This is a genomic window from Paenibacillus sp. FSL R7-0048, from assembly GCF_038004505.1.
Classification (GTDB): domain Bacteria; phylum Bacillota; class Bacilli; order Paenibacillales; family Paenibacillaceae; genus Paenibacillus_AQ; species Paenibacillus_AQ odorifer.
In genome coordinates this window covers 2,378,004-2,400,365 of record NZ_JBBORF010000001.1, presented here as the reverse complement: position 1 = coordinate 2,400,365, position 22,362 = coordinate 2,378,004, and the positions used below count along the sequence as shown (strand labels likewise).

General features: G+C 43.9%; 16 protein-coding genes. 3 read left to right on the top strand and 13 right to left on the bottom strand.

The annotated features are described in order from the left end of the window. Window positions 1-18: 18 nt before the first annotated feature. The 9 genes from NSQ91_RS10395 to NSQ91_RS10355 form a co-directional block, all read right to left on the bottom strand. Window positions 19-309: a hypothetical protein gene (locus tag NSQ91_RS10395; RefSeq protein WP_036679330.1), complete on the bottom strand. Its 291-nt coding sequence runs from the start codon at window positions 307-309 to the stop codon at window positions 19-21. A gap of 117 nt (window positions 310-426) precedes the next feature. Then, on the bottom strand, window positions 427-1,608 hold the full coding sequence (locus tag NSQ91_RS10390; RefSeq protein ID WP_076125027.1) for a MalY/PatB family protein: 1,182 nt from the start codon (window positions 1,606-1,608) through the stop codon (window positions 427-429). Window positions 1,609-1,867: 259 nt separating this feature from the next. Beyond that, complete coding sequence (locus NSQ91_RS10385; RefSeq protein WP_076304419.1) at window positions 1,868-3,088, bottom strand: collagen-like protein; 1,221 nt, start codon at window positions 3,086-3,088, stop codon at window positions 1,868-1,870. 293 nt (window positions 3,089-3,381) lie between these two features. Continuing rightward, complete coding sequence (locus NSQ91_RS10380; protein WP_076278613.1) at window positions 3,382-4,035, bottom strand: deoxynucleoside kinase; 654 nt, start codon at window positions 4,033-4,035, stop codon at window positions 3,382-3,384. Next, window positions 4,032-4,655 (bottom strand): deoxynucleoside kinase, encoded by a 624-nt coding sequence (locus NSQ91_RS10375; protein WP_076304418.1) that lies wholly within the window; start codon window positions 4,653-4,655, stop codon window positions 4,032-4,034. Before NSQ91_RS10375 ends, NSQ91_RS10380 begins: the two co-directional genes overlap by 4 nt. Before the next feature lie 499 nt (window positions 4,656-5,154). Then, entirely contained in the window at window positions 5,155-6,291 is a 1,137-nt protein-coding gene (gene nspC / locus NSQ91_RS10370; RefSeq protein ID WP_076125019.1) for a carboxynorspermidine decarboxylase, read from the bottom strand. A gap of 10 nt (window positions 6,292-6,301) precedes the next feature. Next, the gene (locus NSQ91_RS10365; RefSeq protein ID WP_036679313.1) at window positions 6,302-7,501 is read right to left on the bottom strand and encodes a saccharopine dehydrogenase family protein; all 1,200 of its coding nucleotides are present in this window, start codon (window positions 7,499-7,501) and stop codon (window positions 6,302-6,304) included. Window positions 7,502-8,160: 659 nt separating this feature from the next. Continuing rightward, a complete protein-coding gene (locus NSQ91_RS10360) occupies window positions 8,161-9,651 on the bottom strand; it encodes a stalk domain-containing protein (RefSeq protein WP_076304417.1) in 1,491 nt (496 codons plus the stop codon). 42 nt (window positions 9,652-9,693) lie between these two features. Beyond that, on the bottom strand, window positions 9,694-10,695 hold the full coding sequence (locus tag NSQ91_RS10355; RefSeq protein ID WP_076304416.1) for a DUF4830 domain-containing protein: 1,002 nt from the start codon (window positions 10,693-10,695) through the stop codon (window positions 9,694-9,696). 304 nt (window positions 10,696-10,999) lie between these two features. Between NSQ91_RS10355 and NSQ91_RS10350 the strand changes: the two genes are divergently transcribed. Beyond that, window positions 11,000-12,877, top strand: coding sequence for an LTA synthase family protein (locus tag NSQ91_RS10350; RefSeq protein WP_076304415.1), 1,878 nt, complete (start codon window positions 11,000-11,002; stop codon window positions 12,875-12,877). 68 nt (window positions 12,878-12,945) lie between these two features. Here NSQ91_RS10350 and NSQ91_RS10345 read toward each other — a convergent pair whose 3' ends face one another. Both NSQ91_RS10345 and NSQ91_RS10340 read right to left on the bottom strand, forming a co-directional pair. Beyond that, a complete protein-coding gene (locus NSQ91_RS10345; RefSeq protein WP_340917658.1) occupies window positions 12,946-16,554 on the bottom strand; it encodes a M14 family metallopeptidase in 3,609 nt (1,202 codons plus the stop codon). Between the two features lie 240 nt (window positions 16,555-16,794). Then, on the bottom strand, window positions 16,795-18,543 hold the full coding sequence (locus NSQ91_RS10340) for a glycoside hydrolase family 13 protein (protein ID WP_081391864.1): 1,749 nt from the start codon (window positions 18,541-18,543) through the stop codon (window positions 16,795-16,797). Between the two features lie 274 nt (window positions 18,544-18,817). Between NSQ91_RS10340 and NSQ91_RS10335 the strand changes: the two genes are divergently transcribed. Further along, window positions 18,818-19,813 (top strand): LacI family DNA-binding transcriptional regulator, encoded by a 996-nt coding sequence (locus tag NSQ91_RS10335; RefSeq protein ID WP_256716514.1) that lies wholly within the window; start codon window positions 18,818-18,820, stop codon window positions 19,811-19,813. A gap of 48 nt (window positions 19,814-19,861) precedes the next feature. Here NSQ91_RS10335 and NSQ91_RS10330 read toward each other — a convergent pair whose 3' ends face one another. Then, window positions 19,862-20,068, bottom strand: a complete 207-nt coding sequence (locus NSQ91_RS10330; protein ID WP_076304412.1) for a hypothetical protein — start codon at window positions 20,066-20,068, stop codon at window positions 19,862-19,864. A 21-nt stretch (window positions 20,069-20,089) separates the two neighbouring features. Beyond that, window positions 20,090-20,671, bottom strand: a complete 582-nt coding sequence (gene clpP / locus NSQ91_RS10325) for an ATP-dependent Clp endopeptidase proteolytic subunit ClpP (protein ID WP_036679301.1) — start codon at window positions 20,669-20,671, stop codon at window positions 20,090-20,092. Window positions 20,672-20,854: 183 nt separating this feature from the next. On the opposite strand from clpP, the gene NSQ91_RS10315 reads away from it, so the two are divergent. Beyond that, a complete protein-coding gene (locus NSQ91_RS10315) occupies window positions 20,855-21,931 on the top strand; it encodes a sigma factor-like helix-turn-helix DNA-binding protein (protein WP_076304411.1) in 1,077 nt (358 codons plus the stop codon). Window positions 21,932-22,362: the final 431 nt, after the last annotated feature.

The window sequence follows — 22,362 nt, the reverse complement described above, 5'->3', positions numbered from 1 at the left end:
ACGGCCAACGAGGGTCGCTCAATTTTTATTCAATTCCTGTTCTTTAAAGGCTTCAATAAACCGCTCAGGATCGCACTCTATCAAATAAGCATACACGCCCTTACTCGTGTGGAGATAGAACATGCCGCCCATATCCCCCATTGAGCGATAAGACATATCGAAAATATCTTTTAGCGGGAATTCCCGATGGCGTGTTACAATTCTATCTTGATACAGATACATTAGCCGATTGGAAGCAACACTTCGTTGTTCTCCATCCCTAATTTCTCGTTGTATCTTATAATACGGAAGCTGAGCTACCCATTTCATTTGCAGTCCTCCTGCTTTTCGTAATGGACTCTATTTTATTATTCTTTTTACCCTATTGCAAAATAAAGAAGCTTAACGATCCCATTAGCGGAATCATCAAGCTTCAGTAATCACCGTTTATTTCGTTGTATAAGCTGCGGCTGCCTTGCAAAAGCGTTCCAATGCCTCAACTAATGTGGATCTCGGACAAGCCAGATTAATCCGTAGATGGCCTTTGCCTTCTGTTCCAAAAACAGAACCTTCATTAAAAGCCACTTTAGCCTCTTTGTACATCAGCTGCTTCAGACCGTCTATTTCCAAGTTCAGTTCGCGGCAATCCACCCAGAGCAGGTAGGTTCCTTGCGGCTGCATCACATGAACCTGTGGTAAATGCTCCGCCAAATAGCTGACCGTATAATCCACATTATCTGATACATATTGTAACAGCTCATCCAGCCATTCTTCTCCGTCATTGTAAGCGGCTTGTACCGCTCCTTGCGCGAAGAAACTAGCCATATGTAAGCTCAAGGCTTTCATTTTTTGATCAAATTTACGTTTCAATTCCGGATTCGAGGACACGATAAAAGAGGATTGAAGCCCCGGAAGATTGAAGGTTTTGGTCGCAGCAAGGGTGGTTAACGTAATATTGGCAATTTCCTCAGACAAGGACGCAAAAGGAATATGCTCATAACCTGGAAGCGCCAAATCACAATGGATCTCATCAGAGATAACTGTCACTCCGTGACGCAAGCACAGTTCACCGAGCTTCAACAGCTCTTCTCTTTCCCATACTCTACCGCCTGGATTATGCGGACTGCATAACAGCAGCAGCTTCGCTCCACCCAACATCAACCCTTCCAATTGCTCATAATCCATCTCAAAGCGCCCATTACGGACGATAAGCGGATTCTTGGCAACCTTCCGGTCATTCATCTGGATGACATCATAGAAGGGATAATAAACTGGCGATTGTAAAATAACCTCGTCCCCAGGCTCAGTAAACAGTTCAACAGAGAGGCTTAAGGAAGTTACAATTCCGGGAGAATCTGAAATCCACTCCGGTTTGATCTGCCAATCATGCCGTCTTTTAAACCATGACGTGATGGCTTCTTTATAAGTATCACTAGGTACACTGTAACCGTAAACTCCTTGTTCTGCGCGGCGCAGAATGGCTTCCTTCACTGCGGGAGGACTTTCAAAATCCATGTCTGCCACCCAAAGCGGCATAATATCCTTCTCACCAAACAACTTCTCGGATTGGTCCCATTTGTAAGAGCTAGTATTACGGCGGTCAATTACGCGATCGAAATCATACTTCAACTAAAGTCACCTCATCCTTATAAACTTATCTTTTATTGTATCATGAGGAAACCGATATGGCATCTTAAGATAGAATCAAAAGAATTCACATAAATAGATGATTAATTTCAAGTCGTTAGACGATAGAAAAACAATAGAATGTTAATAGTAAATACTCTGAATAAAGAGGAGGGCCTTCGTTCGTCCTCCTCTTTACAATAATCATAAGTAAAATCACCAATATTAAGGTGACCAACTTATCTATACGAAATACACCTTGTTACGCTAATTGTGTAATAACGAGATGTGCTGAAACAGATCTTGTTCCTCCAGCGAGAGGAGTAATAGTAAGTGCAGTAGAGTTACCAGCAGGATTGCGAACGGTCAGGATGGTGTTAATGACCGTTGTTTGCACTATAGCCATTTCTACGATTTGCGATGTACCTGTTGCGCGTCCAACTACGGTATAGGCGAGATCCGCACCATTAAGAGTCAAGATGAGTTGTCCCGCTTCGGTTACACTAACCTGAAACAACACCTGATAAGTCCCTATTGCCGCTAAATTAAAAGAACTAGGACCTGTTCGTGCAATTGTCGTCCCGCTGGTAGGTCCATCTTGAGGAAAACTTACGTCTGTGCCCGGTGCTACAGTTGCTGCATTATCAGGAGGCATTAGGGCAAAAAAATCAGCAAAACCTAATACGCCTCCTGTTGCCCCGGTTGCGCCCGTTGCTCCTGCTGCTCCCGGTGCTCCGGTTGCTCCCGCGGCTCCTGCTGCCCCCGGTGCTCCTGCTGCTCCCGGCGCCCCGGTTGCTCCCGTTGCTCCTGCTGCTCCCGGTGCTCCTGCTGCTCCCGGTGCTCCTGCTGCTCCCGGTGCTCCGGCCGCTCCCGGTGCTCCTGTTGCTCCAGCTACTCCCGGCGCTCCCGGCGCTCCCGGTGCTCCTGTTGCTCCGGTTGCTCCCGGTGCTCCTGGTGCTCCCGGTGCTCCCGGCGCTCCCGGCGCTCCCGGCGCTCCGGTTGCTCCTACAAAACCTTGTGGTCCTATAGCTCCTGCAGGACCCGGTAAACCTTGCGGTCCCTGAGGACCTACAACTCCTTGGGCACCCGGCACGCCTTGTGCACCCTGAGGACCAACGGGTCCCGCTACACCCTGTGGACCAATCGCTCCCGCTGGCCCGGGTTCACCTTGAGGTCCTTGGGGTCCCGGAGGTCCGCCGGCAGGTCCTTGAGGTCCTTCAGCTCCTTGGAGTCCTCGTGCTCCTTGAGCTCCAGGAACGCCTTGGGCCCCTTGTATTCCTTGGAGTCCTTGTGCACCTTGCGGCCCTTGCGGTCCTGTAGCACCAACGACTGTCGGAGTAGTAACATTCACTTCTGGTGGAGGACAGGTTACTTTTACAATCTTCTTAATAACCTTTCGACGATGTTCTTTTCTTTTTCTTTTCGAAGGAAATACAGTGGCGACTTTTTTCTTATGACACTTTTTATCGTCTGGACAACTCAATGCGAACACCTCCCTATAAAGATAGTTCAGTGTACGCATCTTATTAATTTTAGACATGGACCAATAACTAGTTTCTATTAGACTGGAACCTATTTTTATAAAAAAGGGCTAATAAAATAGGAAGTGGCCCTTAAGCACATTACAATGTCCACACCATTTTAATTTACTTTTCGTATTTTATGATTAGGACAACTGACACTTCCCTATTAGGCCCAAATCATAGATTTGGGTCTTTTTTTATGAGCACATAAAAAAACAACCCCCAAACCACGGGAGCTGCTAATCATCAACTATTATATTGTATCAACAGGCTTACGGATGGTGTTGCCTACCTTCGTGAGAATATCCGCCATTGATGCCGAATCATTTACGTCATAATCATCAATGTTCAGTCGGAGCACTGGGCAAGCTGTAAACTCATTGATCCATTTCGAATATCTGCCATGCATATGTTCCCAGTAGGACACGTCCGTTTGTATTTCCATTTCACGGCCACGTTCATTAATTCGCGCTAAAATAGAAGGAAGACTGCCTTCAATATAAATCAGCACATCAGGGTGCGGGAAATAAGGTGTCATAACCATAGCTTCATACAAGCTTGTATAGGTTTCATAGTCTGTCTTGGACATCGTGCCTTGATCCGCATGCATTCTAGCAAAAATACCAGTGTCTTCATAAATCGAGCGATCTTGAACAAAACCACCGCCCATTTCGAACATTTTCTTCTGTTCTTTAAAACGTTCGGCTAGGAAATAGATCTGTAGATGAAAACTCCATCTCTCAAAATCATGATAAAACTTTTCAAGATAAGGATTATGATCAACTTGCTCCAGCGAGGTTTGAAAATTCAACCTTTTAGCCAAAGCACCTGTTAAAGTGGATTTTCCTACCCCCACGGTTCCTGCCACGGTAATTATGGCGTTATCTGGGATGTTATATGGATTCATTTCATTAGCTCCTTTAGGTGAGAGGCAATTTCGACGAAGTGTTCTGGGTTCTCCACGAAATCGACTGCATTTCCATCTATGGTAATAATAGCGGTAGACGGCTCTTGAATCGCTAGAGAGGCCATCGCATCATCATAATCTTCTATCAATTGCTGCAAATACGCAGTATCCATATCCCCTTCAAAAGGGCGTCCGCGTTTGGCGATTCTTTTTAACAAGGTATCGAGATCCGCTTTTATATAGAGAATAATATTTGGCTTCGGCAGGTCATCCGTCAGCACATGATAGATTTGTCGATATTTTTCTCGTTTCGTTCCTTTCAGCGTTCGTTCCCCAAAGATAAGGTTCTTATAAATATGATAATCCGAGATCACCGGTTTACCTTTATCTATGTATTGAGTTACTGTATCTTCAAGCTGCTTATACCGATTACAGAGAAAAAACATCTCCAGTTGAAAGCTCCAGTCATCCATGTTCTGATAAAATTTTGCCAGAAACGGATTCTCATCAACAATCTCCTTAATAATCGGTAAGTTTAATTCCTCTGCAAGCATCGAAGCTAATGTTGTTTTTCCAGCCCCGATCGGGCCTTCCACTGCAATAAACGGTGCATGTTTCATTGATGCTGACTTCCTCCTCAGATACGGACCCTTCAATAACTATTTTTAAAAACAGACTAAATTATTGTATCACATGAGACCTTACTTGTGAGCGGCTAATTATGAAGAAACTTTTCCAGTAATACAAGTATCCAACTGTAAGATAAACCTAATATCAAGAGAAGGATCCCTATGAAAAAACGGTTCGATATCTATCTTCTCCCCATCCCCACGAACATGAATCGGACCGAGGAGACTCTATTTCCGAAAAATCGGCTGTATCAGCATACAATCGGACTCAGTTGCAGCTATTCTACCAAATGCGCCCTAAAAACAGTCACTATCCGGCCAATAAGAGCCATACTGTCCATAACCTTAGCTAAATAAGCTAATAAATACCAATAGCTGCTATACGGTCCTTAGCATCACTTCTCTTTTTCTAGATGTAATCGCGCATTCAAAGGACTGGAACCATAGCAAAAAAGGTGTCCCTGAAGGGACACCTTTTTAGATCATTCTATTAAGATAAACGTCCGCTGAAATCTTCGAAAGCGAACTGTTTGATTACTTTAATTCCCTCTTCGTCATTGTAGCTGACGATAGCTGGCAGATTCACGCCGTTAAACATATGGTTCTTCACCATAGAATAATGCGCCATATCTAGGAATACGAGTCTATCGCCGTATTTCAAAGGCTCCTTGAAGGAATAATCTCCAATCACATCTCCGGCTAGGCAAGTCATCCCACCTAATCTGTACGTATAAGGATATTCCCCAGGTTGTCCAGCATCGATAATGTTCGGACGGTATGGCATAGCCAGTACATCTGGCATGTGGCATTCAGCCGAAGTATCAAGAATCGCAATGTCCATACCGTTATGCATAACATCCAGAACGGTAGCTACCAAATATCCAGTATTAAGCGCAACGGCCTCACCTGGCTCCAGATAGATTTCCACACCGTAAGTCTCTTTCATATGCAAAATGCAGCGGACAAGGGTCTCCAGATCATAATCGGGACGTGTAATATGATGACCGCCACCAAAATTAAGCCATTTCATCCCTTTGAGATAAGGTCCGAACTTCTCTTCGACTACCTTGAGCGTACGCTCCAGTGTGTCAGAATTTTGTTCGCACATGGTATGGAAGTGTAATCCATCAATCCCCTCAAGCTCTTCAGGTCTAAAGTTAGGGAGAGTTACTCCCATTCTGGAATAATTGTAGCATGGATCATACAGCGGAACTTCGATCTCGGAATACTCCGGATTCACTCGAATGCCGCAGCTGATGTGCTTCGGTGCATTTTTCACACGATCCTTGAATCGATTCCACTGGTCAAAAGAATTGAACACAATGTGATCGGAGTATTCAAGAAGCTCATCGAATTCACTGTCCACATAAGCTGGTGCGTAGACATGAACCTCTTTGCCCATTTTTTCATAGCCAAGTCTGGCTTCGAATAAGGAGCTGGAAGTTACGCCATGCAAGTACTTGCCAACTAGCGGATACAAGGAGTGCATAGAGAAGCCTTTTTGCGCGAGCAAAATCTTAGCTCCTGTACGTTCTTGTACAGAATTCATAATCTCAAGATTGCGGGTAAGCAATCTTTCATCTACAAGGTAACATGGTGACGGGACAACGCTGATATCAATATCCATCAATCGCGCCTTAGTCTAGCAGCGTTGGCGAGAAATCTTCTTGCCAAGGCAGACCATGTTTATTCAAAGCTTCCATGAATGGATCTGGATCGAACTCTTCTACGTTGTACACGCCTGGTTTCTTCCAGATTCCTTTTATAATTAACATTGCTCCGATCATTGCAGGAACGCCTGTAGTATAGGAAATGGCTTGGGAGCCAACCTCTGCATAACATTCTTCATGATCGCAAACGTTGTATACATAATAAGTTTTTGGCTTACCGTCTTTAGTACCTTGGATGATACATCCAATGTTAGTTTTACCTTTTGTTCTTGGTCCCAGGGAAGCTGGGTCAGGCAGCATTGCCTTCAAGAATTGCAAAGGAACGATCTCTTTACCTTCGTACATGATAGGCTCGATAGAAGTCATACCCACATTCTCAAGCACTTTCAAGTGAGTCAGGTAGTTCTGTGAGAAAGTCATCCAGAAACGGATCTTTTTCACGCCCTTGATGTTAACAGCCAAGGATTCCAGCTCTTCATGGTACAAAAGATAAATATCTTTAGGTCCAATTTCCGGAAGATCGTAAACTTTCTTCTCAGAAAGTGGTGCAGTTTCAATCCACTCGCCATTCTCGAAATAACGGCCATTAGCTGTAATTTCACGAATATTGATTTCAGGATTAAAGTTTGTAGCGAATGGATATCCATGATCGCCAGCGTTGGCGTCTACAATATCAATGGTATGGATCTCGTCAAAATAGTGCTTTTGCGCATAAGCCGTGAATACGCCAGTTACACCTGGGTCAAATCCACTGCCGAGCAAAGCGGTAAGGCCAGCTTTCTCAAATCTTTCTTTGTAAGCCCACTGCCAGGAATATTCGAATTTCGCTGTATCTTGTGGTTCATAATTGGCAGTATCCACATAGTGCACTCCTGTTGCCAGGCACGCATCCATGATCGTCAGGTCCTGATATGGGAGAGCGACATTAATAACGACATCCGGCTCAAAGCTCTTGATCAGTTCAATGACTTCGTCCGTGTTATCTGCATCGAGCTGAGCAGTAGAAATCTTCGTGCGGCCTCCGGCTAATTTATCTTTCAGAGCGTCACATTTCGCGACAGTTCTGCTAGCAATGCAGATCTCTTCAAATACATCCGGGTTCTGGCAGCATTTATGAACAACAACACTTGCTACGCCGCCAGCGCCAATAATTAACGCTTTTCCCAAAATAAAAACCTCCTAAAATTCCATTTGCAAAATCAACAAGGCTGATTATACATAATATTTTTGAATAAATCAATAAAAACCGACAAAAAATGATGTGTTTTGTGTAAAATCTCTAAGAAATCTTGTTAATACTCTTAAATGCTCATATTTCCTCGATTATCCACGTGTATAGATCAGGTGTTTTGCTGGAACAGAGTGGATTCTCAGAAACTAGGGCAACTAGATTATTCTATCACAAGAGGGTTATACTTCATACGATTTATTTTAAAATCAATGAAAAATCTCACCACCCTTTCAACTCCGCCTAAAGAAGTTCGGTTTCCACACATTCCAATCAACAGCACTGCAGCAAATACAAAGAGGCCGTAATATATACTCTTACCCGTTTTTGTCCCAATATTAATCGTTGTTGCTATGCCCATCCGTTTCGCGCCCATAATTGAACGATCATTGGGATAATTATAAGTTGTCCCATTTTTCCAATATTCATCATCATCCGTATAAAGAATCCTCGAAAAGATTCCCGCACACATTCTTCAAAATCGCGTACGCTTTGTTTACGGTCATTGCATATCCCCCTAAATCTTCTGCCTTCCACGCAAAAAAGCTGAGCTCCCCTGAAGGAGAGTTCAGCCTAAAGCTTCTAATATATAGTCAACTTATTTATTGGAATTTATTCGAACGGCATAAGCATCTGCATCCCATTCTACCTGCGCCCCCAACATTTCACTTATCAATCTGAGGGGTACATAAACGCTATCATTAATGAAGACCGGTTTTTGATCTGTTGCGATAATCTTTCCATTAACAGTCGTTTGTCCAGTTACCGAATTCAAGATCAGCGTTGTAGATCCCTTCACAGCAACCACAGCTCTCGATGGAACATCCCAACGAACATTAACTCCCATCTGCTCGAAGACTCCTCTTAAAGGAACATATGTCGAATTATTGATTAGTAACGGCGGCATAGTCAGTTCCATTTCATTCCCATTCAACAACACTTGAATAGATTTTTTCACCAGCTGAGGCGTATTCACCTCGATCTCTCTGACCCCCAGACCCGTCTGTCCAAATTCATTTGCCCCCCAGGCAAGGACATGACCATCTTTTAAGAGTACATAATGATTTCTGCTCCCTTTAGAAACGGAAACTGCATTCTGGATGCCTTTAGACTGTGTAACATTAATCTTGTTCTTATCACCAACCGTCCACTGCCACACGGTCCCATCCGCCTTCACTGCGGAATCTGTTGTCAGCGAAATGACGTCTGTAAGTCCTGGAACCTGAACAGGCTTTAGAGCTTCTCCCAGATATGGATCTATGTAATTATTCCAAATCCATACTGTGCCATCCCATCTCAATGCCGCCCCATAAAGTCCATAGGCTCCATCCATATCAACCGCTCTATATTCTCCGCTTCCTTTAATAAGCGTAGGCTTCAAGATTACGCCCTTCTGAGTTCCCAGTGGTTGCTGTGATCCCCACACCCATACCTCTCCGCCGTTACCAAGAGCCACTGAATTATTCGATCCCGCTGCTATAGACAGGACGGTGGGTAGTCCCTTCACCTGCACCGGGGTTAGCTTGTTTTTCCGCGAATCGTCACCGAGTTCTCCTTGTTCATTGCCTCCCCACGCCCAGACCGTTCCATCTTTAAGAAGAGCTAAGCTAAAGGTGCCCCCCGCAGAAACAGCTTTCACATCTGTTAGCCCTTGCACTTGAACAGGCTCTACAAGAATCTTAGAAGACTGTGTTCCAATGCCAAGTTGTCCATGCTCGTTCCCCCCTACCGCCCACACTGTACCATCGTCCTTCAACATCAAGTTATGGCGATAACCACCTGAGATTTGCTTTACATGATCGATATGCATTTTGACGGGAGTATACGCTGGTGTGGTCGCCCCATTACCAATAGAGCCATACCCACCACCCCACGCCCAGGCTGTTCCATCCGCAGTGACGGCATACGCACTTCTGTCACCAGCGTCCAGTTGGGTGATGCCAGACAGTAATTTCTTTTCTTCAAGTGAATTCACATTATCTGCTGCTGCCACTAAAGGTGAGACCATAGTCAGGCAAAGAACAGTCCCGACAACAACTCTACAAATCCGACTTACCTGCACTTTTGACATCAAGCTTTGTTTAAACACTTGAGATCACTCCTTTTATTAAAAAATAGATAACGCAACAACTCACGGTCCCGTTCCAAAACCTCCAATCTTCCAGCCGTTAGCGTGTTTGGTCAACACTGCGAAGCGAGTCTCCCGGCCATCTGGGGTATTGAAGACGGGATTTAGTGATTTCATATACAGATCGACCACAATATTTAACGTTGTGCGGTCACCGATGTCTTTAATTTCTGAGCCAGTATCATAATCCATCACTTTATAAGAGGTAGGCTTAGCCTCAACAATACTTTCACTGAGAGCATTTTCACCACCAAAACCCGGGTTATAGAGTTGATGCGCTTGACGGTTAACCGTCAATGCAGTGAGTAAGGCATTAGGATTCAAACATGCGCGGGCACGGGTATGATTACCATCCTGAATAGCCTGAAAAAAAGCATCCAGCAGCTCGAAATGGTCTAATGAGGCTAAGTCACTATTCTCTCCTTCCTCAGCAAACAAACCTTCTCTCTCCGTCCACTCCTCAAATGTAAGTCCTGTAATGTCAGTCAAGCTACGCTTCTTAATAGACAGGCCGATACTTTGAATATTAAATTCCAGCCACGCACCAACGGTATTCCCTGATTGCACAAGCAAAACGAGGTTGGAGGGATAAGAAAATTCTTTTTGTTCGCCAGAACCAGGTAAACCATCGACTAAGGAATACCGCTGCACCTCTACCGTGGTCCCCTTCAGCAGTGTCAAATCCAATCCTGCATCTTTAGAGAACTCATTCGCTAATTGCCAGTAAAGTCCCACTGGATACTCCCCCAGCTTAACCTCCCAGTTCTGCGGTACCTCAACTGCAAATGCCTCCGGATGGCTCTGAACTTTATAATCCAGTGTTTGCAAAAAGTCTTCGGGAATCATAGTTACTTGAGCAGATGTTGGCGTTACCTGTGGTACAGACGTTGAAGCTATAGAGGCAGTAGGTTCCACACCTATGGAGTTCTCCCCTTGATTACATCCAGAGTTTAAGAGTACAAAAAAACAAATCGTTACCATCGTTACAAACTGCCGCTTAGTCATCTGATTCCCGCCTCTCTAATCACTCCTCTATATTTAGACTGAGGAATATTATACAAAGTTGCGGGATACTGGAAATTATTAAAATCATTTTATACGCATAGGACCCTGTAGTTTGGGATTGGCGTTGATTTTACCTGCTTATGCGGCATAAATCGCCTGTTGCTTCGCTCTAGGGCTCTCGTCCACCTTTTGACACTTGTTAACTTCGAGAGCATAATAAGCTTCGGCATATTGCAACGGATTTCCATGAAATACAGGTATATGCAGGACCTTGGTGTAATTGCATCAGAGAGGATGATAACGAGTGAAAAAAGATTTTGATATAAAAAATAAACCCTTCCTAGTCTTTAGCTTCGTCCTGCTGCTAAAATGCGCAGTGGCCTGGTTCGTAGTTTTTAGCGACGGTCCTAACTGGAGCATGCTGCTGACAGAGATCCCATTTTTCTTTATCGTATTTGGACTCATAGAATGGATGGCTTCCAAACGAAAGTTTCTGTATTACATGATAGCCAACCTATTGATTTCAGTCATATATTTTGCCGTGCTAATGTATTACAAATATTACGGTGTAATTGCTACTTATCATGCCTTGGAACAAGCAGATAAAGTAACTAAGGTGGGAGAAAGCACATACTCATTGCTGGACCCTTACTACTTGTTCATTTTTGTGGATATTGTAGTTTTCATGTTTTTTATGTTCCGTCCGAAATATATTGCGATCTGGAAAGAAAGAGGTATGAACCGCCGCATGAACCGGACTGCTTTGTTTGGAATCATCAGTGTTTCTTTGGCGGTCTGTGTCTTTAATGTTTGGCCAAATCATGCCAGTATGAACGAGAACAAAAAAGCGGAGAGTATGGGGATTCTTAATTACGAGGTCTATACTATTTTTGCCGATACAAGGGAAACAGAAGAAATAATCGACAGCAAAGAAATCACGCAACCATCCATTAACGAGACCAAAGGGATTACAGAGCCTGTCTCACCGAAGTACTGGGCGGCAGCTCAAGGTAAGAATCTAATCGTGGTACAAATGGAATCTTTTCAGAACTTTTTGCTGGGCCTGAGCATTGACGGGCAGGAAGTAACACCCAATCTAAATAAGCTTTTGAAAAGCGAACATTATTTCAATAACTTCTATACTAATGCCGGGCAAGGAACAACTTCGGATGCTGAATTTGTAGTGAATACTTCGTTGTACGTTCCCCACCACGAGGTAGCCACTTCATCCAATTATATGGATAAGGCGCTTCCGAGCCTGCCTAAGTTGATGAAAGCTAATGGATATAACACAGCAACCTTTCACACCAATAGCGTAGAATTCTGGAACCGCAAAACCCTATACAAAGTACTAGACTTTGATAAGTATTATGATCAAGCGTTCTATGGGGATGACGATCATATCGCATTCGGTGCTTCAGATGAGGTACTCTATGCCAAGACTGTTCCTGAATTAGTCAAAATGGATGCTAAAGATGATCCTTTTTACACGATGGTCATTTCTATGAGTGCTCATCACCCTTATAAAATGCCAGAGTTAAAAAATAAAATGACACTGCCTAAACGGTATGAAGGCACCCTAGTTGGCAACTATATTCTAGCTCAAAATTACGCAGATTATGCAATGGGACAATTCCTGGATCAATTAAAGTCCAGTGGTCTATGGGATGATAGCGTCATTGTCTTTTACGGTGACCATCAGGGTGTATCGCTATATTCCCTTGATGGCAACGAGAAATCGTTAATGGAAGAAATGGTCGGCCACGAATATGGTTATACCGATATGTTCAATGTTCCTTTCATCGTTCATGCCCCTGGTGTAGGTGAACCTGCCGTGTACAGCCAAACTGGCGGCCAAATCGACATTATGCCAACTGTAGCTAACCTGTTAGGGATTTCAATGAAAGACCAGCTCCACTTCGGAGAAGACCTGATGAACCAACAGACCAACATGCTGCCTGTCAGACACTTTTTGCCTACCGGCTCTTTCATTAATGACACAAGCATGTATTTAACTGGTGTCGATTACGACGATGGAGACAACTTTAATCTAATCGATGGCTCAGAAACAGAGGGCGGTTCGACAAAAGAACAATTTGACGCCGTTCAGCGGCTTCTAAATATGTCAAACAGCTACATTCAACAACTGCCGGATTTACCTTCTACGGATGATGCAAAGTAACTATAAAAAGAATGCCCCTCAGCCAAATAGCTGAGGGGCATTTTTGCATTTTTTTAAGAATCTAAAACTTAATTAAGCTTCAACATCCTATCGATAATCACTGCTGCTTGAGCACGGTTGGCAATGTTTTTAGGACCGAAGGTATCCGCAGTCAGACCTTGCACAATACCTTCCTGAGTTAGTAATGCCACCGCTTCTTTACCGTAAGCAGCGATTGTTGCCTGATCTTTAAAATTAGCCAAAGCGGCATTTGTATCACTTACCGACTTGCCTTTAAATTTCTTAAGTGCATTGGATACAATGATTGCCATTTCCTCGCGTGTAATCGCACGGTTAGGATCAAACTTTCCATTGCCTACACCGTTAATCAATCCGTTCTTGACCCCGGATGCAATGTATCCGTAAGACCAGTCAGAAGCTTTCACGTCACTGAAGGCAGCGGATGATTTCACATCAAGCAGATCAAAAGCTCGCACGATCATGGTAATAAACTCGGCACGCGTCACCTCTTTAAGCGGAGCAAAGGTATTATCGCTCACCCCTTGCAGAATCCCTTTTGCCGCCAGCTCTTTAATCGCCGATGCTGCCCACGCCACCTTACCTAGATCCGTGAAGTTAGAACCTATTGGGGCTGGTGTCGCAGACGGCTGCACAGTTGGAGTTGGAGTTGGAGCTGGCGTTGGTGTTGCAGACGGCTGCACGGTCGGTGCAGGTGTTGATGTTACAGATGGCTGCCACGGTGTCGAAGGTATTGTTGGCTCTTGTTCATTCACCCCGTTATCCATACCATCCTCTTCAGTCGCCGCTGGAGCGGCAGCATAGATTGAATTGGCAAGCAATCTGAATTGATTTTGCGGATGATATTTATTCATCAGATCATTCGCAAATAACGTCACATGAATGTTGTCTGTATTGTAAGTAAGCGCCAATACTTGGTCTTGTGCAGCCTCGTTATTCGGCCACCAGCCTGCTTTGAAAAAGTCAGCGCCTGATCCGTATTTCGCCAAGATCTCTGCGCCTTCAGGCACTTTTGTAATATAAGCCGCGGAAACCGTGTAGAGGTATTCGCTATCGGCATAAGGCGCTGTAATTACATTGTCCTGAGAGACCTCAGCCTTAAACAATCCCTCATGAGCATCTTCTTTGCCATCCTTATTGACTGGAGTTGAATAGTCCAGTCCAGGGAGGACCTTAAGCCCTTTAACAGTTTTCAGCATCGTTCTTCCATAACCGATAAATGGTTTACCTGTAGCAATCAGATTCGTTCCCGAATTGATTAGAACATCTGCTGCCACTGTATCCGTAGTTACGTTAAATCCAAGATCCTTCAGCATAAATGCAGTCGCTCCTGCAATAGCTACCTTAGGAGCCTTAAGCAATTTACCCGTTCTGTTCTCTGAAGCACTAAACGGCACAATATCCAGCAGATATTTAGACGATACCGTTCTAAGGTTGGATCTGGAAACAAGGAAACTTCCCTTCTCGTAACCCGTCCCCCCATTCTCCAGCAGTGTCACTGCCTTATGGTTGGCTAGCAGCTCATTCACAGCTTTTATCGCATCATTGTTGCTGTTTTTAATCACATAATTTTGCTCGAACGGAGATTGATCCAGATTCGTACTAGGGATCGTTACACTGCTAACCTGTTCTGTTTTCCCAGTGAATGCTCCAACAGAACGGCTAATATATCGGTCAAAACCACGCATAGCCGAGAAATTCTGTACCGTATCTGAATACATCTCATTAAAATCCGAGACATCTAGTCCATCATACAAGACAAGATTCGCATAACCTCTTTTGGCTTGATGCATATTCACCACATAGGTTCCAGCCGGATAGACTACAGAATCTACAGTTACACTGGCTGTTGTCCGTTCTACTTTCACATTGTTACGCAGTAGGTACTGAACCATTTTGTAGGTTTCCAGATCATTTTTTTGCAAATCTTTTGCAACCGGAAGAATGTAATACTCAGGGAAGAAATTCGTATTCTCATCTACCCCTGGACGTCCAATGGACTCATTCTGTGCATTGATTAGATAATCTTTAACAGCAGCATTAGTATTCTCATTTTGGATACCCCGTTTGAAGATTTCCAATTGATTCAGGAACAGTTCCTGCTTGTTGTTGATCACATAATCGGTTGCCCCCAAAGCCGCATAATAAAAGGCATCCAGTGAATCTTCATTCAATTCAGGCACTTCAATCGTATGCCCAAGTGCTCCTTGATGCATGGCATATACAGCTGTGTAGGCTGGTGAAGCATCATCCCAACCTGTTGCATTCGTTCCTTTATAGTTCGGATCCTGTTGTGTTTTTTCGTATTCTTCATAAGGGATATGGTAGGAATCATATTTAGTATTAGCAATTCCCGCCTTCCCCATGGCATTTGCTTGCTCAAGCATACTTGGCATTACAAGATCATATTCAATGTTAGGATCATGAGGTGGTGTGCAAGGCTCAATCAAGAAGCCACTTACAAATCCATGCATGTCCAAAAAGGTAAGCGGCGTCCACTTAGCAATTTGTGCAGTTACCGCTTGTGTCTCAGGCTGGGTCTGGTAAGAGTTGTCCCGATTTGGATCAAGCAGTGTTGAAGTTTGACGCGTGTTTAACGCGCGACCGTCAGGATTCTCTACATAATCAAGCAGGAAAATCACATGGTCAAGCGCTTCGTCGATGTTCAGAACTACCTTTTTCGGATTTCCATTCTCATCAGTGGTATCATAGGTGACAATTTGCTGTGTCATCAGCGTATCCAAAAACTTAATGATTACATCGACACCATTGGCTTCATCGGCATGAATGTTGTTCAACCAGATAGGTACCTTATAATCCTGCAGATCCCCGTCGTTAATTTTCTTTTGCAGGGCTTCAGGATCATTCATCATAAGCGGTAAGGTCTCGTTCAAATATTGATCTACTGAAGACTTATCCTTAGCAACAATAGAGAAATGAATGGCACGACCTTGAGTTGAGGTCCCAATTTGCTGATACTCTACATATCGATCATATTTATTATTGCTTTCAGCAGTAATCCTATCGATCGCCGGTTTAATCTCATCATATGTATGATAGGTTTCATATGGATTTAGTTTGACTTGCTGCTCTACCAGCACATCTCCAGCAGGTAATGTCCCGATTAGATTATAAATTCCCACTCGTTTAACGTACTCTGCACGTATACCCGTTAGTGAGAGATTCTCTCCGTACAGCAAATCAAAATGAATTAAAGCTTTTACTTTTGAACCTGAGATCGGCTCATAGGTCACTGTTACGAAAGGATTACCTGAATAATCTTTCGCATCTTTATTCCATTTCTTCCACTCTGCCAGCGGCTTCATCTCTTCCGCCGTTCTGCCAAAATTCCAGATGATATCTTGAGGCGATGCCCCATCAGGAAGATCTAAAGTCAATTCTAATGTTCTAGCTTCCGTCATAGAAGCTTTGTATACTTCTGTGGAAACTGTCGCCGCTATTTGTTCATAGACAGCAGTCGCTACCGTAGTTTGTTCTGAAGAAAGCACCGCTGGATCAGCTGTGTTCTCCGTAGAAACCGGAGCAACAACCGCCTGCGGGTTAATTTCGGTTGCAACTTCACCTGCATATGCAGCTGGAAGCAGACCCGACATCATAAGTGTAAAAGCTAGTAATAAAGATAGTATTCTCTTGGACATTTTTTACCTCCTATAATTTTGTCTACTTTCACCCCAAATTGAATGAATATACACTTATATGAATCTGTATTCATAACATAATATAGTATTCTATTAATTTTGGGAACAAAAATAATAGAAAAAATAATATTTTTATACGACTTGCCTAGGTAAGCGCATTCATTTTGTGCAAGAGTCCTACATTAAACGCAACAAAAAAAGCGCCCGGATAACTGGGCGCTTTGAATTACAATAAATATATTAAATGGTTTCTGGAAAAGAAGCTTCACTTAACTCTTGTGCAGGTACAAGTTCACTGCTACCCTCTTGCTCTACAGGTGCGTTAACCAGCATATACACACGGGACTCGTAAGGCCGTAATGCGACAGTCTCAATCGACTCCGCAGGATCAACCTCATAGTTATGCAAGAGCAATTCACTAGTATCAAACTCCAAATCAAATGGAAGGTCAAACAGCGCTTCCTCTGCTGTCAGGTTAGACATGACCAGCAGTTTTTCATTTCCAAGCGTCCGCGTATAAGCATAAATACGTTCATCTTCAGGCAAAATGAGATCATAAGTCCCGTAAACAGTAACGGGATTAGCAGCCCGAAGAGCGATAAGCTTTTTGTAATGATGATAGATGGAATAAGGGTCCTGCTTCGCCCGCTCCACATTGATTTCCGTATAATTCGGATTCACCTTCATCCATGGCTTGCCACTGCTGAAACCAGCGTTTTCAGAGTCGCTCCATTGCATTGGTGTTCTAGAGTTGTCCCGACCGTTCTTCCAGATTACCTCCATGACTTCCTCATGTGGTTTACCGGCTTCAGTCTCCAAACGATACAAGTTCTTCATCGCCACATCATCGTAATCATCCATTGATTCAAATCTTACATTGGTCATCCCAATTTCTTGACCTTGATAAATAAATGGTGTTCCCTGCATCAGGAAATACATCGTAGCCAACGATTTAGCTGACTCTTTCCAATACTGGCCATCATTTCCCCAAGTAGAAACTGAACGCGGCTGGTCGTGATTTTCGATGAACAATGCGTTCCAGCCTCTGCCCTCAAGACCTTTTTGCCAACGGGAGAGCGCTGATTTTAGCTGCAGAACATCCAATCCACCAGTCACACTCTTATTCCAAAGAGCTAAATGCTCGAATTGAAAAATCATATTAAATTTGCCTTGCTCTTCACCCACCCACGACTCCGCCTGATCAACATTTACACCACTCGCTTCGCCAACCGTCATGATGTCATATCGGTCAAACGTCTCCTGCTTGAGCTCCTGCAAGAAATCGTGAATCCCTTCACGGTTCATGTGCCCATCGCCAGACGGAACATACGGAAGATTCTGTGGATTCGGCAGATCGGGATGTCCGGTGATTTTTTTAATATGTGAAATGGCATCCACCCGGAAGCCGTCGATTCCTTTGTCCAGCCACCAGTTGACCATGCTATACAATTCACGGCGCACCTCAGGATTCTCCCAGTTGAGGTCTGGCTGTCTTTTGGAAAATACATGCATAAAATATTGCTCTGTGGCGGGATCAAGCTCCCAAATCGAACCGCTGAAAATACTCTCCCAGTTATTCGGCTCCTTCCCGTCCTTGGGATCACTCCAAATATAATAATCCCGCTTCGGATTATCCTTGCTTGAACGTGCTTCAACAAACCATGGATGTTCGTCCGAAGTATGATTAATCACTAGATCCAGAATCAGCTTCATGCCTCGTGCATGAACCTCGTGCAGCAGCTGATCAAAGTCGGCCATGCTGCCGAACTCCGCCATAATATCCTGATAATCCGAAATATCATAACCATTATCATCATTTGGGGATTTATAAATAGGACAGATCCAAATGACATTGATGCCAAGCTCCTGCAAATAATCAAGTTTAGAAATGACTCCCTGCAGATCGCCTACACCATCACCATTGCTGTCCATAAAGCTCCGTGGGTAAATTTGATACGCTGTGGCTTCTTTCCACCATGTTCTGTTCAATGCATGCAGCTCCTTCGTATTCATATACCCTTCGCAGGAAAATATTTTCCCGAAATTCATTAGAATTAATAATTCAGTTATTGTTTTTAGCAAAAATTCAACTTTATCGTTCAAAACAAGCTTTTTTCAAGGAAATAATTTTCCTTCAGCGATCATTATAGGACCTTTTATTTCCTAGGTCAACAACAATCTTTTGGATTCTTGAAGCTATCCGTGATATGCTTGCGAGAGTTGAAACACCAAGTGAATCATATGGAAAGTTATGGTGATCTTCTTGAAGGTAAAGATAAAAGATATAGCCCAATTGGCGAACGTTTCGATCTCTACGGTGTCCAGGGTAATCAATAACAGCAAACCAGTTAACGATGATGTCCGTAAACGAGTACTGGAAGCTATTAAACAAACCAACTACCGTTCGAATGTCATCGGCCTTGAAACGGACAAAGCTAATACACAGCTGATCGGTGTGATCATTCCGCAGAATAGCAACACTGTACTGGATGACTTCAATGTTGGCATTCGCGATCTCGCGGATTTGTATGGATACGACATTATGGTCGGATTAACGGACGGCAGTGCAGAAAGTGAACAACATTATTTGAAGATGTTCCAGCGGATGGGGACAGAAGGAAATATATTTGTGGGTTCTATTCCAAACCATGAACATTTGGAGATCATCCGCAGCTCAAATACACCTTGCGTGCTTGTCGGGCAACAATCGCAGGTGGATACGATTCCTTCCGTTCATCTGGACAATATAACTGCCTCTTATGAAGCTGTTACTTATCTGATTCAAAAAGGTCATCGCAAAATCGCTATGATTCGCGGCTCGGGAGATAATGCGGTGGGTGGGGATCGGTATAAAGGCTATCTACAAGCCCTTATGGATGCAGGCATAACCTTAAGAAAAGAATGGGTAGTAGAAAGTGCGATGGCCGTCGAAGATGGGAGCGACGCCATGCGCCGAATTATGGATAGCGGAGAGTTACCTACTGCGGTGTTTTGCTCTACAGATTGGATGGCAGTTGGAGCCATGAATCATTTAATCGATAACGGTCTACGGGTGCCAGCTGATGTTGCCGTGTTCGGATTTGATAACAGCTTCATTGCCTCTATCGTTCGACCTAAGCTTTCCTCGGTTGAATACTCAGGAACGGAGATTGGGATGACCGCCACTCGAACCTTAATCAAGCTGATTAAAGGGGAGACCGTTGTGCCGCATCATGCAAATGTGGCTCATTATTTGGCTATTCGGGAAAGTACGGGTTAGGAGCTGTGGAGCTCCTAGCCCATTTTTATACAGATGATGTTATTGATGTTATTGTGTGAATCCTACTTTGGCTCGTTCACGCGTTTTGGTATCTAGAGAGATAGAACAGATCGAGCTGATTGGAATATAAAACTCTTCAAAATCCGTCCGATATTTGACGATCTTTTCACTTACCGTTTCCAGCACTCCTTTTGTAGCGTTGGAGCCATCCACAAAATAGATTGTTACCTCTTTTCCCTGCAAAACCTCCAGCATAGCCTTCTTCACTCCTTCGTCTTAGAGATTTGTGATGACCTTATCGATAATTCCGTATTCAACCGCCTCATCGGCTGACATGAAATAATCTCGATCCATATCTTGCAGTACCTTCTCTACCGTCTGCCCAGTTCGGTCCGCTGTAATTTGCACAAGCACTTCCCTTGCCTTCAAAATACGTTTGGCACTGATCGCAATGTCACTAGCTTGCCCCTGCGCCCCACCATGCGGCTGATGAATCATAATCTCGCTATTCGGCAAGGCATAACGTTTCCCTTTGGCCCCAGCCAATAACAACAAAGAACCAAAGGAAGCCGCCATTCCTGTACAAATGGTATTCACCGGCGGTTTAATAAGCTGCATCGTGTCATAAATACTGAAGCCTGCGGTGATAGAGCCACCTGGACAATTAATATACATGTGTATATCTTTATCCGGATCTTCTGCTGATAAAAACAATAACTGGGCAACAATACTGTTAGCCAGCTGATCCTCAATTTCCGCACCTACGAACACTATACGGTCCTTCAACAGCCGCGAATAAATATCGTAAGATCTTTCACCTTGATTCGTTTGTTCGACTACATAAGGAACGTACGCCATCCGTATTCGACCTCCATCTGTTTTAGAGTTTTGAAATCTACCCTGTAAACGGATTAGTATGGGGATAGGATACGTTAGGCGTGAGAATTTTTATTTTTTAAAATTGCGTATCTTAATTTCCTGCTCATTCGTTTATTATTAGAAGTAATCGAAATCACCTTACTGGAAAAGGAGTTATGCAGAGTGATCATCCTTGAGAAGCTTAGCACCGGAGATGCGCCGGATGAAAGTAACACCAGGTCTTTGCAGAAAGCTCTGAAGCGATATTGTCTTGCATTGACACAATCCCCGTGGGATGCCGATGATTTAGCTCAGGATACATGGGTCAAGGCCCTAGGTTATATGAAGACTTCGGACTCAACGAGTGCAAATAATAGGAACAGTCCAATGAATGAAGTTAAACAAAATAAAGCCATTGAAAATGATAAAGCTAATGAAGCTAATGGAGCTAATGGAGCTAATCAAAAACTTGAAACTAATCAAACTAATCAAACTAATCAAATGAACTATATGGTTTCTACGGCTGCAACGGCTGCAAAGGCTGTAACGCCATCTAAGACTGCAACGTCTGCTAATACTGCAACGTCTGCTAAGGCTGTAACGCCATCTAAGACTGCACCGTCTACAAAATCTGCAATGCATTCTACGATTCCTACAAATTCTACTCATCATACCCGTTCTACAAATCACCCAAATCCTGAGGCATTGCTTTTTCGGATTGCCCGAAACACATGGATTGATATCATGCGGCGAAAAGCCACCTTGTCACGAGTGTTGGAGCTGGATCAGTCCCCCACTGAGGCCTCTGCGGAGTATGGTTCATTTGAGATCGAAGCTGCTTTTCAAGCACTACAGGGTCATTTGTCTCCGCTGCAACAGGCGGTGTTCCTGCTTCGAGATGTATTGGGACACTCTGCAATGGAAGCTGCCGACATTCTCGATACCACAGAAGGGGCAATAAAAGCCGCTCTGCACCGAGCCCGGCAAGCCCTCCCTCTCGTAAGACAAGAGCTGCTTCAGGCCGATGGTCCTTCCTTACCACAGGACACAGCCATGCAGATCGTCTTGAGCCGCCTTGCAGCCGCGTATGAACATGGGGAAATTGCCGAGCTGATCGAGCTTGTATTTGCGGACGAAAGCCAGGAACCTGTAATGGCGGTATCGAGCCAAAGCTTACAAGGCTTCCAGACCTTCCAAGCTGGTGGATTCAGTTCAAACAGCTGGAACTATACCACGCCAGGAATGTGTATGGTGGCGTAGTTTTTCGTTAAGCTGGATCTCGGGCAGCTAAGTGTCTCGTTACGTTAAAAACGAGTAGATATATTTGCGAGTAGTGCGCTTAATGTGTAATTAGCGTTTGGGCGGTTTGTGGTAACTAGCTACAAACGTTGCATATTGTGCAACAGAATCCGCCGTCCTGGCAGCAAAAATTGAATCTGCTGCACTCTCTGCAATAGATTCTAGTGAAAAGTTAGTTTAATGCCACTTGCTCATCCATTGATTGTATAGAGTGCAATAGGATCAAATTTTCTCCACTCTAATACGAATTCTATTGCACGAGGTACAATCAAACTAACTCTTTCCCTTTAGTCCAATTTGTATCACTCAAAACTCAATACATTGCTGCTGATCTGGCTGATCCCGCTGCTTATCTACAATGAGTCAGAAGCTTTATATAAACCAATAAACAG